The sequence below is a fragment of the Gulosibacter sp. 10 genome, assembly GCF_900163695.1.
Lineage (GTDB): Bacteria > Actinomycetota > Actinomycetes > Actinomycetales > Microbacteriaceae > Gulosibacter.
In genome coordinates this window covers 84,791-97,331 of the sequence record NZ_FUIC01000003.1, presented here as the reverse complement: position 1 = coordinate 97,331, position 12,541 = coordinate 84,791, and the positions used below count along the sequence as shown (strand labels likewise).

At 73.6% G+C, this 12,541-nt stretch carries 11 protein-coding genes and 1 tRNA gene; 5 read left to right on the top strand and 7 right to left on the bottom strand.

All coding sequences use genetic code 11. The features are described from left to right. Position 1 precedes the first annotated feature (1 nt). Complete coding sequence (locus FM112_RS00900; protein WP_087002289.1) at positions 2-802, bottom strand: DNA-3-methyladenine glycosylase; 801 nt, start codon at positions 800-802, stop codon at positions 2-4. Between the two features lie 83 nt (positions 803-885). On the opposite strand from FM112_RS00900, the gene FM112_RS00895 reads away from it, so the two are divergent. Both FM112_RS00895 and FM112_RS00890 read left to right on the top strand, forming a co-directional pair. Next, a tRNA-Ile gene (locus FM112_RS00895) sits at positions 886-959 on the top strand. A 107-nt stretch (positions 960-1,066) separates the two neighbouring features. Then, complete coding sequence (locus FM112_RS00890) at positions 1,067-1,906, top strand: siderophore-interacting protein (protein WP_254910316.1); 840 nt, start codon at positions 1,067-1,069, stop codon at positions 1,904-1,906. Between the two features lie 7 nt (positions 1,907-1,913). On the opposite strand, the gene FM112_RS17480 is transcribed toward FM112_RS00890, so the two are convergent. Beyond that, on the bottom strand, positions 1,914-2,543 hold the full coding sequence (locus tag FM112_RS17480) for a DUF6328 family protein (RefSeq protein ID WP_254910315.1): 630 nt from the start codon (positions 2,541-2,543) through the stop codon (positions 1,914-1,916). Positions 2,544-2,689: 146 nt separating this feature from the next. On the opposite strand from FM112_RS17480, the gene FM112_RS00880 reads away from it, so the two are divergent. Continuing rightward, entirely contained in the window at positions 2,690-3,904 is a 1,215-nt protein-coding gene (locus FM112_RS00880) for an MFS transporter (RefSeq protein ID WP_087002285.1), read from the top strand. Between the two features lie 118 nt (positions 3,905-4,022). Here FM112_RS00880 and FM112_RS00875 read toward each other — a convergent pair whose 3' ends face one another. From FM112_RS00875 to FM112_RS00860, 4 genes are all read right to left on the bottom strand, one after another. Further along, positions 4,023-6,995 carry a cytochrome P450 gene (locus FM112_RS00875; RefSeq protein WP_087002283.1) on the bottom strand — a complete coding sequence of 991 codons (2,973 nt, stop codon included), beginning with the start codon at positions 6,993-6,995 and terminating at the stop codon, positions 4,023-4,025. Next, positions 6,992-7,525, bottom strand: coding sequence for an HtaA domain-containing protein (locus FM112_RS00870; protein ID WP_087002281.1), 534 nt, complete (start codon positions 7,523-7,525; stop codon positions 6,992-6,994). Before FM112_RS00870 ends, FM112_RS00875 begins: the two co-directional genes overlap by 4 nt. 139 nt (positions 7,526-7,664) lie before the next feature. Beyond that, positions 7,665-9,158, bottom strand: a complete 1,494-nt coding sequence (locus FM112_RS00865) for a hypothetical protein (RefSeq protein WP_087002279.1) — start codon at positions 9,156-9,158, stop codon at positions 7,665-7,667. Continuing rightward, positions 9,155-9,814: an ATP-binding cassette domain-containing protein gene (locus FM112_RS00860; RefSeq protein ID WP_087002277.1), complete on the bottom strand. Its 660-nt coding sequence runs from the start codon at positions 9,812-9,814 to the stop codon at positions 9,155-9,157. Before FM112_RS00860 ends, FM112_RS00865 begins: the two co-directional genes overlap by 4 nt. A 116-nt stretch (positions 9,815-9,930) precedes the next feature. Between FM112_RS00860 and FM112_RS00855 the strand changes: the two genes are divergently transcribed. Both FM112_RS00855 and FM112_RS00850 read left to right on the top strand, forming a co-directional pair. Beyond that, complete coding sequence (locus FM112_RS00855; protein WP_176386611.1) at positions 9,931-10,506, top strand: TetR/AcrR family transcriptional regulator; 576 nt, start codon at positions 9,931-9,933, stop codon at positions 10,504-10,506. 125 nt (positions 10,507-10,631) lie between these two features. Further along, positions 10,632-11,243, top strand: a complete 612-nt coding sequence (locus FM112_RS00850) for a TetR/AcrR family transcriptional regulator (RefSeq protein ID WP_087002273.1) — start codon at positions 10,632-10,634, stop codon at positions 11,241-11,243. On the opposite strand, the gene FM112_RS00845 is transcribed toward FM112_RS00850, so the two are convergent. Beyond that, complete coding sequence (locus tag FM112_RS00845; protein WP_087002271.1) at positions 11,215-12,531, bottom strand: glutamate-5-semialdehyde dehydrogenase; 1,317 nt, start codon at positions 12,529-12,531, stop codon at positions 11,215-11,217. The genes FM112_RS00850 and FM112_RS00845 overlap by 29 nt on opposite strands. Positions 12,532-12,541: the final 10 nt, after the last annotated feature.

The window sequence follows — 12,541 nt, the reverse complement described above, 5'->3', positions numbered from 1 at the left end:
GTCAGGATGCGGACGCGCCGCCCCGCCTCCGCTTCACCGCGGGCCGATACGCCGACACCGAGGGCTCCCCGTCGAGCCAGAAGCGCCAGGGGAACGCCTCCGCGTCGCCGCCCGGACCGGCGACGCCCACCCGCGGCCCCTGCCGCATCCCCTCCGGCAGCGCGGGCGCCTCCCCCAGCTCGAAGCGCCGATCCCCCGCCGCCCCGCGCTCCTCGATGCCCCGCTCCGCGAGGCCCAGCCCCTCGTGCGGCAGCCACCAGGACCATTCCTCGCCGGCGAGGTCCGCGCCGTCATCGGCCCGCGTGGCCCCGAACACCCCGGCCAGATTGCCCGGCCCGCGGGCGAGCTCGCGGAAGGGGATGGCGCGCGAGGGCGCCGCCGCTCCCGGGCTCCGGCGCAGGCGGGCCGCCGCGCGCTCGGCCCTGAACGCCTCCCGGCGGGCACGCGCAGCCTCCTCGCCGACCACCACCTCGCCGGCGCGCAGCAGCACACCCGTGGCCACGCCCTCCGAGTGGCAGACGACGTTGAGCGCGTGGTGCATGCCGTAGGTGAAATAGCAGTACAGGTGTCCCGGTGGGCCGAACATCGTGGCGTTCCGAGCGGTTCTCCCCCGGAAGGAGTGCGCGCCCGGATCGTGCCCGCCGCCGTAGGCCTCCACCTCGGTGATCCGCACCGCCACGGCGCCCTCGGGGCCGTCGCGCCGGAGGACGCCGCCGAGCAGGCGCGGCGCGAGCTCGAGCACGGGCGCGGCGAAGAACGACCTGGGCGCCCGTAGGAATCCGGGAAGCGGAGGGGTTGGCATCCGGCCAGTATCGCAGCCGCGCCTCCGCCGATCCTCCCCGCAGGCTAGAATCATCGGGTGCCGCGACCGCGATCCCGGCACCCGGGGTAATAGCTCAGCCGGTTAGAGCAGCGGACTCATAATCCGTCGGTCGCGGGTTCAAGCCCCGCTTACCCCACCGACTCCACGAACGGGCCGTGCGAAGTGAGGCAAACCTAAGTACGCTGGTCCGGATGGCCGTTCGGCGCCTCCCCGAGCCGTCGGCCCGACATGCGAAGGAGTTCCGTGACCGAGCAGCGCAAGCGCCCGCCCAAGCCCCAGACCGTCCTGGAGGTGCTGCGCCGCGAGGCGCTCACCCCGCACATGGTGCGGCTCTACGTCGGAGGCGAGGGCCTCGCGGGCTTCACCCCGAACGAGTCCACCGACGCCTACGTGAAGATCTTCTTCGCGAAGCCCGAGCTCGGTCTCGAGCCGCCCTACGACGTCGCGGCGCTCCGCGAGACGCTCGACCCCGAGGACCTGCCCGTCACCCGCACCTATACGCTGCGCGAGATCGACCTCGACGAGGGCTGGATCTCGATCGACTTCGTCGTGCACGGCGAGGAGGGGCTCGCGGGTCCCTGGGCCGCCTCGGCCCGGCCGGGCGACCGCATCGTCTTCGCCGGCCCCGGCGGCGGCTACCGCCCCGACCCGGACGCCGACTGGCACCTCTTCGCCGGCGACGAATCCGCGATCCCCGCGATCGCGGCCGGCATCGAGGCGCTCGACGAGGATGCCTCGGGCATCGCCTTCATCGAGGTCGGCGGCCCCGAGGACGAGCAGCCGATCGCGAAGCCCGAGGGCGTCGAGATCCGCTGGACGCACCGCGGCGAGGCCGAGGCGGGCGTGTCCACCGCGCTCGTCGACGCGGTGCGGGCGTTCGAATGGCGCGAGGGACGCGTCCACGTCTTCGCCCACGGCGAGCGGGAGGCCATCAAGGCGCTGCGGGACGTGTTCTTCAAGCAGCACGGGCTCGAGCGCAAGCAGGTCTCCATCTCGGGCTACTGGGCCTACGGCCGCACCGAGGAGCGCTTCCAGGCCGAGAAGCGGACGCCGATCGGCCAGATCCTGCCGCCCGAGGCGTAGCCGGCGCTCAGCCAGAGCGGCTGCCCGAGGGCCCGGCACCGGGCCCCGCATCCGCCGGCCCGGCTCCCCCGTCCCGTGTCCGGGGTCCGGCGCCGGCGGGACGCTCAGCATGGCGCCTGGCCGAGGCCCGCATCACGCCCGGCAGCGCGGCCCAGCAGAGCAGGACGAGCCCGCCGAGCACGGCCGCGACGATGATGGCCGCCTCGCGCCCGGCGACGATGTCGAAGACGAACGCCACCACGCCCAGCACGAGCGCCGACAGCATGACGAGCGAGGCGAGGAGCATCCGGTTGCCCAGCGCGACCGTGCGCTGCTTCTGTCCGCGGCGGAAGAGGAAGCGGTGCACGGCCACGGGGGTCAGCGCGATGATCGTGCTCAGCGCGGCCATCACCACGAGCACGAGGTAGAACGCCCGCTGCGAGCCGTCGAGGCGGTCGAAGGAGGGCTGAAAGGCGAGGGCGAGCAGGAACGCCGTGAGGATCTGCGTGCCGGTCTGCAGCACCCGGAGCTCCTGCAGCACGTCGATCCAGTTGCGGTCGGCACGCTCTGCGGGCGTCTCGTCCCTGAGCCGCTCGAGGCGGTCCCCCGCGGCCCCGCGCTCCCGATCGGCGCGACCGGGCGATGCATCCTCCGACATGCGGCAACGATAACAGCACGGCTCGGGCGGCCGCGCCGATAGGATGGCGGAGCCCCTCGACGCCCGCGACGCCGGGCGGGAAGGGCGCCGATTGCTCCCGCCGACGCCGGCGCGATCCCTTCGGCTCATCGATCAGGAGCTCCGCCGTGCGCCTCTCGCTCTTCGCCGCCCTTGCCGGGTACCGGGCGCTGCCCGGGCTCGCGGGCCGGACGCAGCTCCTGCTCGGGATCCTCGCGCGCATCCCGACGGCGATGCTCCCCCTCGGCACGATGGTCGCCTTCACGGATTCCACCGGGTCGATCGCGGTCGGCGGCCTCGCCACCGGGTTCCTCGCACTCGCCACCGCCCTCGGCTCCCCGCTCATCGGGCGCCTCGCCGACTCCTTCGGCCCGCGTCTCGTGCTCTCGCTCCTGGCCCCGGTCAACGGCGCCGCCCTCATCGCCCTGTGCCTCACCGCGCTGCTGGGCTGGCAGGGGCCGGCCCTCTTCGCGCTCTGCGCCGCCGCGGGCCTCACATCGATCCCGATCGGCTCCTTCACGCGCATCCGCTGGTCGATGCTCGCGCCGTCATCGCGGGAGCTGTCCGCCGCGTTCTCCTACGAGTCCACCGTGGACGAATTGATCTTCGTGCTCGGGCCCGCGCTCGTGGGCCTCGCCGCCGCGGCGGCCGCGCCTGCGGCGCCGCTGGGCATCGCGGCGGCGTTCGTCCTGCTCGCGGTGCTGCCCTTCGCGCTCGTCTCCCCGCGCGCCGCCGGGTCCTCGCCGCAGGACGACGGGAACCCGGCGGCGCGTCGTCCCGGCCTCCTGCGGACGATGCTGCGCGTCTCCCCCGCGCTGCTCGCGATGATCTCGATCGGGTTCTTCTTCGGGGCGAGCCAGGCGGCGATCACGGAGCGCTCGGCGGAGCTCGGCGCGCCCGACGCGGCGGGCCTCGTCTACGCCCTCATGGGGATCGGCTCGGCGACCACCGCGATCCTCGCCGTCGCGATTCCGGATCGGGTGCCGCTCGCGGCCCGCCTCGCGGTCGGCGGCACGGGCATGTCGCTGCTCACCCTCGCGACGCTCGCGCAGGGCTCGCTCGGCGCTACGGCGATCGCCCTGCTGCTGACGGGGCTGTTCCTCGGCCCGACACTCGTGACCGCGTTCACCGCGGCGGAGGGGCTGGCTCCGTCCGGGGGAATCGGCGTCGCGATGACCTCGCTGCAGGCGGCCATGACCGTCGGCGTCTCGATCGGCTCCGCGGCGGGCGGCGTCGCGGCCAGGGACGCCGGGGCCGACGGGGCGTACTGGCTCGCCGCGGCGGCGCCCCTCTGCGTGCTGGTCGCCGCATTCGCGGTCGCGCGGCTGCGGCCGCGGGCCTGAACCGTTCCGCTCCGCCCGCGGATAACGTCCCTCTCCCGGCCGTGCCGCCCCGATATCGGCGCCGGTGGAGCGGCAGGCGGGCCGCCGCGGAGTCGTTCCGCAGCGGCCCGATCCGCGCCTACGCGGCCTCGAGCTGCCCGGCGAGCAGCGACTCGGCCCATCGCACGGCGAGCTCGGGCGCGGATTCCCGGCCCGCGGCATCGTGCCGCCCGTACTCCCCCACGCGGCGCGCCCCGAGTGCGGCCAGCGCCTCGTCGAGGATCTCGCTGCCGCGCGAATAGGTCTCGTGATAGCTCCGGTCGCCGAGCCCGAACATCGCGTACCGCAGGCCCTCGAGGTTCGATCGCGCCTCGAGGAGCGCGGCGTGGAACCGGCGCGCACCGGTGGGGAGCTCGCCGTCGCCGTAGGTGGAGCAGATCACGAGGTGGATGCGCCCCGGGTCGAGATCGGAGGGCTCCGCGGCGGAGAGGTCGAGGAGCCGCACGTCGTTCGTCTCGCCGAGGCGGTTCGCGAGCTCCTCGGCCGCAAGCTCGGCGTTCCCCGATTCGGTGCCGAAGGCGATCGTGATCGAGGCCCCCGAGATCGAGGTGGCGGATCCGCTCTGCGTCCCTGCGCCGCGCAGCCTCGGCAGCGAGAGCGCGGAGCCCGCCACGAGGCGCAGCGTCTCCGCATCCGCGATCTTAGCCCGGACGCGCCCGGGGCCGGCGTTCCTCGCCTCGTGCGCGTCGATGAGCAGCCAGCCGTCGTAGTCCGTGGCCCGGTCCAGGCCCCGGGCGAGCGCCTTCCGTCCCGGCTTGACGGATCGCTCCGGCAGCTCGCGGCGGATGCGCTCCGCGAGCTCGCGCGAATCGATCCGCTGGGAGGGGATCGTGCCGCGCGAGCCGCGCCGCGCCCAGCCCGCGGCGTAGAGTCCGGGCTCGATGCGCCCGGTCTCGCGCGCCTCGTCCGCGATCTCGACGAGCGACTGCCCGGCGCCCGCGCGGAAGCCGATCGCGGTGATCGCGCTCTCGACCTCGAGCTCGACGCGGGAGCCGTCGGCGGCCCGCTCCAGGACGACGCCCCGGACGCGCTCCTCCCCCTCGATCCCGACGGGCGAGAACCCGAACCACCACTCCATGCGCAGACGGGGCCGTGCGGGCGCCGGCCGCTGCAGCAGGTCGAGGACGGCGCGCGCCCTCGGGTCTTCGGAGGCGCGCAGCTCCGCCGCCGAGGCGCCGTGGACGACGTGATGGATCTGCTCGAGATCGGCGAGCTCGCGCACCATGACGGGATCGAACTTCGCCCGGTCAGGCGCGGAGCGCCCCACGAGGTGGATCGTCTCCAGCTCGCCGGTCAGACCCGCGTGCATCGCGTCGTCGATGTCGGAGCCCTCGAACTCGTCCCCTCGCTTGGCCAGGAGCCTGGCGATGTCCATGGCGACGTTGCCGTGGCCGATCACGGCGGTCCGGCGCCCGAGCGATTCGACGGCCCGGTCCTCCTCCGCGTGCGCGTTGAGCAGCCTGGTGATGCGCCCGGCGCCGTGCACGCCCGGGAGCGATGCGCCGGGAACCGGGAGGGCGGCGTCGGCGTGCAGGCCGTTCGCGAGCACGACGGCGTCGAACGCGCCGCGCAGGGCGTCGAGCCCGAGGTCGCGGCCGATCTCCACGCCGCCGACGAACTCCACGTCCTGCTCCTCGAAGAGCCGAGCGAACTGCCGGGCGATCTCCTTGGTGCCCTGGTGGTCGGCGGCGACGCCGTGGCGCACGAGCCCGAACGGCGTGAGCAGGCGGTCGATCACCGTGAGCTCCGCATCCGGGAGCTCGCGCCGCAGCGCCTGGGCGGTGTAGCAGCCGGCCGGGCCCGATCCGACGATCGCGATGCGGGGCGGGGCCGCGGTGCGCGGGGCCGCCTCGCGATCCTCCCACCGCACCGGGAGCTGCGTCATCCCGCGGAACACCCAGCCGCCGGCCTCCGCGGGGCGCTCCGGGTCGAGCCGCAGGCCCGGGAGCCGGTCGAAGAGCATCGGCAGCGCGGTGCCGGCCACCTCGGCCCGCGCGACCCACGCGCCGAGGCACACGTGCACCCCCTTGCCGAAGGCGAGATGCGCGCCCTCGCCCGCCCTCGCGATGTCGAACCGCGCGGGGTCGTGCCACTGCGATTCGTCCCGGTTGGCGGCGAGGATCGAGATCCCCAGCTTCGCCCCGGCGGGGAGCCGCACGCCGCGCAGCACGACCTCTCGCGTCGTCTGACGGGAGTACATGCCGATCGGCGCGACCCAGCGGATGGCCTCCTCGAACGCGTCGTCCCAGGAGTGCTCGCCGGCGCGGACCGCCTCGAGCTGCTCGGGGTGCTGCAGCAGCCCCCAGGCGGCGACGCCCAGCGCGTCGCGCGGCTCGTTGAGGCCGCCGCCGATCGTCATCTTCACGTTGGCGCGGATCGACTCGATCGGCATCTGATAGTCGGGCAGGCGCAGCAAGGCGGACAGCAGACTGTCGTCCGGATGGCGGCGATGCCAGTCGACCATCTCGTCGAGGGCCGCGTCGACCTCGTTGTAGGAGGCCTCGCCCTTCGCCCAGACCACCGGGTCGTCGGCGTAGTTGCCGGTCGCGGCGATCATCGTGGTGGACCAGCGCTGCAGGTCCTCCTGCGTGGCGTTGTGCAGCCCGATCACGGCGCGCAGGTTCTCTGCGACGTAGGGGGCGGAGAAGTCCCACACCAGGTCGGCGCACGGACCCTTGTCGATGAACTCCTGCAGGTACTTCTCGGCGTTCCGCCGGAAGATCGGCGTCCAGGTGCGCTTGACCGCGCCGGGGCGCAGGACGGGCTGCCAGGCGCGGCGCTCCACGTAGTGCTCGGGGTCGTCCTTGCGGAGCATCGAATGCCCCATGGCCCGGATCATCAGCGATCCCTCCTCGTTCGCCGAGAAGGTCTCCTGGTCGAGCTCGGTGTCGTGCACGGCCGCGTAGGACGTGATGAGATACCGGCCGACGGCGGGGACCCAGTGCACCCCGCCCTCGGCCCGGAGCCGTTCGAAGGCCGGGAACGGGTCCCGGTAGAGCTCGGGGATGGTCACCCAGTCGGCGACCGGTGCGGGTACGGCGTTGGCGTTCATGCTTCCTCCTCGAAGCTGATGCCGGGCAGGCGCACCGCGTCGAAGCGCGTGCCCGGGCGGTAGTTCCCGAAGAACAGGTCGGCCCCCTCCTCGGTCAGGGTCGGAGCCTCGAAGACGGTCCCGCCGCGCGTCGCGCGAGGCTCGCCGAGGTCGAGGATCGCGAGCCGCTCGCCGGGGAAGCCCGGCTCGGCGATGTCGAGCCGGGCGCCCTCGCGCCCGCGCACGATCTCGAGCGCGGCGAACTCGACGGCGAGCAGGCCGCCGTGGCCGCGGAAGGCCGCCGTGCCGCGGAACCGGAGCACCTCGCCCTCCTGCGTCCGGATCCGCTCGACGAGCGGGAAGGAGAACCCCTCGGCGAGGCGCTGGGCGCCGTCCTCGACCAGGACCAGGCCATCGCGCATGCGCTCGACGTATTCGACGAACGTCTCGCGGATGGGCCAGCGCAGCGAGCCCTCCGCGGTCCGCCGGGATCCGGTCGGCGGGCGCTCCTCGCCTCGCGCGTCGGTGATTCGCGACTTCGATGTCGTCATAGAGCACTCCCTCGTCACTCCGATGACTCAAGGATGCGCCGCACCATTCCCGCATGCAAACGGTTTAATTTAGGCTATAACCCGATATTTATCGAGGATTTGGGGGAAGTCCGCGGTGGCGCCGGCACGGTTCCGGCCGCTAGCGCCGCCGCCAGCGCCGCACGAGCAGTGCGAGGAGCGCGACGAGCATCACCGCCGACGCCTGCGGGGCCGTGGCGAGCAGCGCGGCCGAGAGCCCCAGCAGCAGCGCCGCGAGCGGCGCCTCGAGGGCCCACACGATGCGGGAGGCCGCCGAGAGATCGCCGGCCGGTGTCGGCATCGGGGTCAGCAGCACGGGCGGCATGGGCGGCTTGAGCGCGTCGACGACGCGCAGGAGGGTCGTGGACGCGGCCAGGAGCAGCGAGGCGAGGGCCCCGAGCGGCGAAAGCCCCGACCACGGCGCTGCGAGGAGCCCTCCGAGCAGCAGCACGAGTCCGCCGACCAGCAGCGGCAGAAGGACGTGCGAGGCCACGAGCGCGCCGTCGGAGACGCCGTAGAGCGAGGTCGAGCTCGCGGCGTCCACCGCGTGCCGCAGGCCGTCCGTCAGCGGGCCGAGGGCCGTGTAGACGGCGGCGCCGAGCAGCGCCATGGGCACCAGGGAGCCGCCTTGCGCGACGAGGAGCGCGATCAGCGCGCCCGAGACGGCCAGCGCGGCGACCGCCGCAAGCGCCCTGGCCGGCGTGCGCAGCACGCCCACCGCATCGCGCACGAGCACCCGGAGTGCGAGCGGTCGGATGCCCCGCACGGCGCCGATGCGACGCGCCGGCCCGGGCCGCTCGCCGTAGAGCCCCGCCGCCTGCGAGAGCTCGAGGTGGGTCGCGAGCCCGCGGGCCGCCTGCCACCGCCGGGACTGCCCGACGATCGTCTCGGTGCGCAGGCGGCGCAGCAGCGGCGGGATCGTCAGCGCCATCAGGACGGTCGCGGCGGCGAGGACGGCCAGGAGCGGCAGCGCATCCGTGGTCGAGAGGACGAGCATCCGGCCGGCCGACCATGCAGCCGCCGTCGTCGCTCCGATCAGCACGAGCGCGAGCAGGCGCCTGCCGCGGGGCGAGGCCGCCTGCCCGGCCAGCCAGAGCGCGGCGACCAGCAGCCCGAGGCACAGCCCGATGGCCGCCCCCATCGCGGCCGCGGGCAGCGCGCCGGAGGTCGCGATGTTCGCGGCGATCAGGGTCGTGGATGCCCCGCCCGCCGCCGCGCCGACCAGGGCGCCGAGGGCGATACCGAGGGCCCCGAGCGCTGCCGCGGCGATGAGCAGGGGCCGCAGCGCGATGCGCCAGCGCGGCAGCGGCCCCTCGCCGAGCACGTGGGCGACGAACGGCGCGAAGACGACCGGGCCCCGTACGGATCCGGCCGCAAGCGCGCAGAGCAGCGCGGCACCCGCGACGGGGATGAGCAGCGTCGGATCCGCGAACGCGGCGAGGGCGCCCCGGGTCTCGGGCTGCTCGAGCATGAGCCACAGGCCCCGTGCTGCGGGGGCGCCGAGGACGACGAGGCCGAGCAGTGCCGAGTAGACGCGGTACCCGGCGCTCGGCGCCTCCTCGCCGTCGCGCCGTTGCCGCCAGAGCTGCATCGTCATCCGGAGCGAGGCCGTCATGCGGCGGCCTCCGTCTCGCCATTCGCGCCGGGGCTCGCCTTCAGCTCGATCCGCGCGCCGTCGAGCGCCTTCGTGAGCGCTTCGCTGTGGCTGGCCAGCACGATGGCGCGGCCCTCCTCCTGGAGCGCGCGCAGGGCGTCGCCGAGCAGGCCCACCCGGTCGGCGTCGAGCCGCTGCTCGGGCTCGTCGAGCAGGAGCAGGTCGAAGGGGCGCACGAGCACGAGGGCCAGCGCGGCGAGCTGGGTCTGCCCCGAGGACAGCTCGTGCGGGAAGCGATCCGCGATCATTCCGGCATCGAGGTCGGCGAGCACCGCATCCGCTCGCGCCTCCGCGGCCTCCCGGTCGATCCCCCAGCTCATGGCGATCATCGCGGCCTGCTCGCGGACGGTGAGCTCTCGGGCGAAGGGCGGCAGGTCGATGCCCGCCGCGACGCGGCGGCGGAACTCGCCGCTGCGGGAGTCGGGGGCGGCGCCGAAGACCTCGACACTGCCGCGGGTCGGTGCGAGCCGCCCCGCGAGGATGCGCAGGAGCGTGGTCTTGCCGCTGCCGTTGGGGCCGCGCAGGGTCGCGGATTCGCCCGCTTCGAGCCGCAGATCCACCGCCTCGAGCAGCGTCGCATCGTCGTGGTCGACTCCGGCTCCCTGCAGTCTGATCATGCGTCCATGCTCGCATGATCGGCGGGCGCAGGCGAAGCGTCCCGTGCGTGCCCGCGAGCGGACGGGGTGGCCGGGCGCGCGCATCCGGATGCCGCTTCCGGGCTACGATGACGGCTATGCAGCGACACAGGAGCGGCCCTGTCCGGAGCGAGGAGGCACGGCGGGCGATTCTCGAGGCGACCGCGCGCCAGTTCACCGAGCACGGATACGACGGCTTCAGCATCCAGGCCGTGGCCGCCGAGGCCGGTGTCGGCAAGCAGACCATCTACCGCTGGTGGAACGGCAAGCCGGAGCTGCTCACGGACTGCCTGCTCGAGGGGCTGCTGTGGGATGAGCGCATGTCCGTCCGCGATACGGGCGATGTGGACGCGGACGTGTGCGACTGGCTGGTCCGCATCACCGAGGCCGTGACGCAGCCGGACGGCGCCGATCTGCTGCGCTCCCTCTTCGCCGCGGCGAGCGCGAACGAAGCCTTCGGGCACCGGCTGCACGAGGCGCTGAACGGCGACGAGGCCCTGCGGCATCGGCTCGAGATCGCGCGACGGGACGGCGAGCTCGAGACCGACGCCCCCGTGGACCGGATCTCCGAGTTCCTCATCGGCGCGGTCATCCTCCGCGCGCTCTCCTGGCAGCCCGTCGACGCGCAGACGATCCGCGAGCTCACCGAATACGCCCTCGACCGGCACCGGTAGTCCGGCACGGGCAGGCCGGCGATCGGAGCGGGCATGCAATCCCGGCAGGCGTCCGGGCCCGTCCGCGAGGAGCCCGCGCCCCGTTGCTCTGCAAGCGCTCAATCGCCGGGTACCCTGAGGGGATCATGGCGCACACGACGAAGAAGCGGCGGGGCACGGGCCGCGAAGACCTCATCCGAGCGGCCGTCCGCGTGGTCGGTCGGCACGGGCTCGAGGGCGCGACGGTGCGCCGCATCGCCGACGAGGCGAAGGTGCACAACACGCTGATCACGCACTACTTCGGCACTCGCGACGAGCTGCTCGCCGAGGCCACCGCGCTCGCCTTCGACGAGCAGGTGGAGATCGTCGACTTCTCGGTGGAGCTGGCGCTCGACCCGGAGGTGCGCAAGGCGTTCTTCGCGGAGTTCGAGGCGTCGAACGAGCGCCAGCTCTTCCTCTACGAGATGGTCTCCGCGCCGCATCGGCGTCCGCAGCTGCAGCAGACCACCGCGTCGCTCTACACGGCCTACATCGACCGCATGCAGCAGTCGCTCGCGCGCCACGGGTTCCCCGAGGATCGCAGCTTCGCCCGAGCCGTGTTCGCCGCGGTGGACGGCCTGATCCTGCAGCGCGTCGCCGTGGCGACGACGGAGCAGATCCTCGAGGCGTGCGCCCGCCTCGGGGATCTGCTCGTCGGATATCGGGAGTTCTATCGCGCGCGGGAAGCCGCTACGGACGCACCTGACCCTGTCCGTTGACGATCCACTTCGTGGTCGTCAGCTCGGCCAGGCCCATGGGGCCGCGGGCGTGCAGCTTCTGCGTCGAGATGCCGAGTTCGGCGCCGAGGCCGAACATGCCGCCGTCGGTGAAGCGCGTCGATGCGTTCACGATGATCGCCGCGGCGTCGATCTCGTCCGTGAACCGCTCGCTCGCCGCAAGCGATTCGGTGACGATCGCCTCGGTGTGCCCGGAGCTGTAGGTGCGGATGTGCTCGATCGCGTCGTCGATCGAGGGCACGACCCTGATCGCGAGGTCGAGCGAGAGGTACTCGGTCTCCCAATCCTCCTCGGTGGCCTCGGCCAGGGAGGCGCCGCCGGGGACGAGGTTGCGCACCCGCTCGTCGGCGTGCAGCCGCACGCCCTTGTCGACGAGCGCGGCGTGGGCGCGCGGGATGAACTCCTCCGCGACGTCCTCGTGCACGAGCAGCGTCTCGGCGGCGTTGCAGACGCCGACCCGCTGGGTCTTGGCGTTGAGCACGATGGGCAGCGCCTTGTCGAGGTCCGCGGAGGCGTCCACGTAAATGTGGACGTTGCCGGTGCCGGTCTCGATGACGGGCACCTGCGACTCGGCGACCACGGTCTGGATCAGCGCCGCCCCGCCGCGCGGCACCAGCACGTCCACGAGTCCCCGGGCCCGCATGAGTGCCACTCCCCCGGCGCGGCCGTGGTCGTCGACGGTCTGCACCAGGTCGCGCGGGAAGCCATTCGCCTCGAGCGCATCGCCGATCACCGCGACGAGCCGGCGGTTCGACTCGAGCGCGGCCGATCCGCCGCGGAGGATCACCGCGTTGCCGGACTTCAGCGCGAGCCCCGCCGCATCCACCGTCACGTTGGGGCGCGCCTCGTAGATCATCCCCACGACGCCCATCGGCACGCGGATCTGCTTGAGCTTGAGGCCGTTGGCGAGAGTGGAGCCGCGGACGATCTCGCCGACCGGATCGGGCAGCGAGGCGACCTCGCGGAGCGCTTCGGCGATGCCGGCGACCCGTTCCTCCGTGAGCTGCAGCCGGTCGAGCAGGCCGTCCGTGAGCCCGCGCTCGCCTCCTCGGGCCATATCCTCGGCGTTCGCCTCGACGATCGCGGGGGCGGAGGCGACGAGCGCATCCGCGATCGCGGTCAGCAGGTCGTTCTTCACGCCGCTGGTAGCGGTCGCGAGCGATCGGGCCGCGAACTTGGCGCGTCGGGCGATGTCGCGGACTGCGGTCTCGGTCTGCACGTCGATGGCGGTGTCGGGGGCAGTCGTCTTCGTCGAGCCTGGATTCGTCATGGAGCGAGTC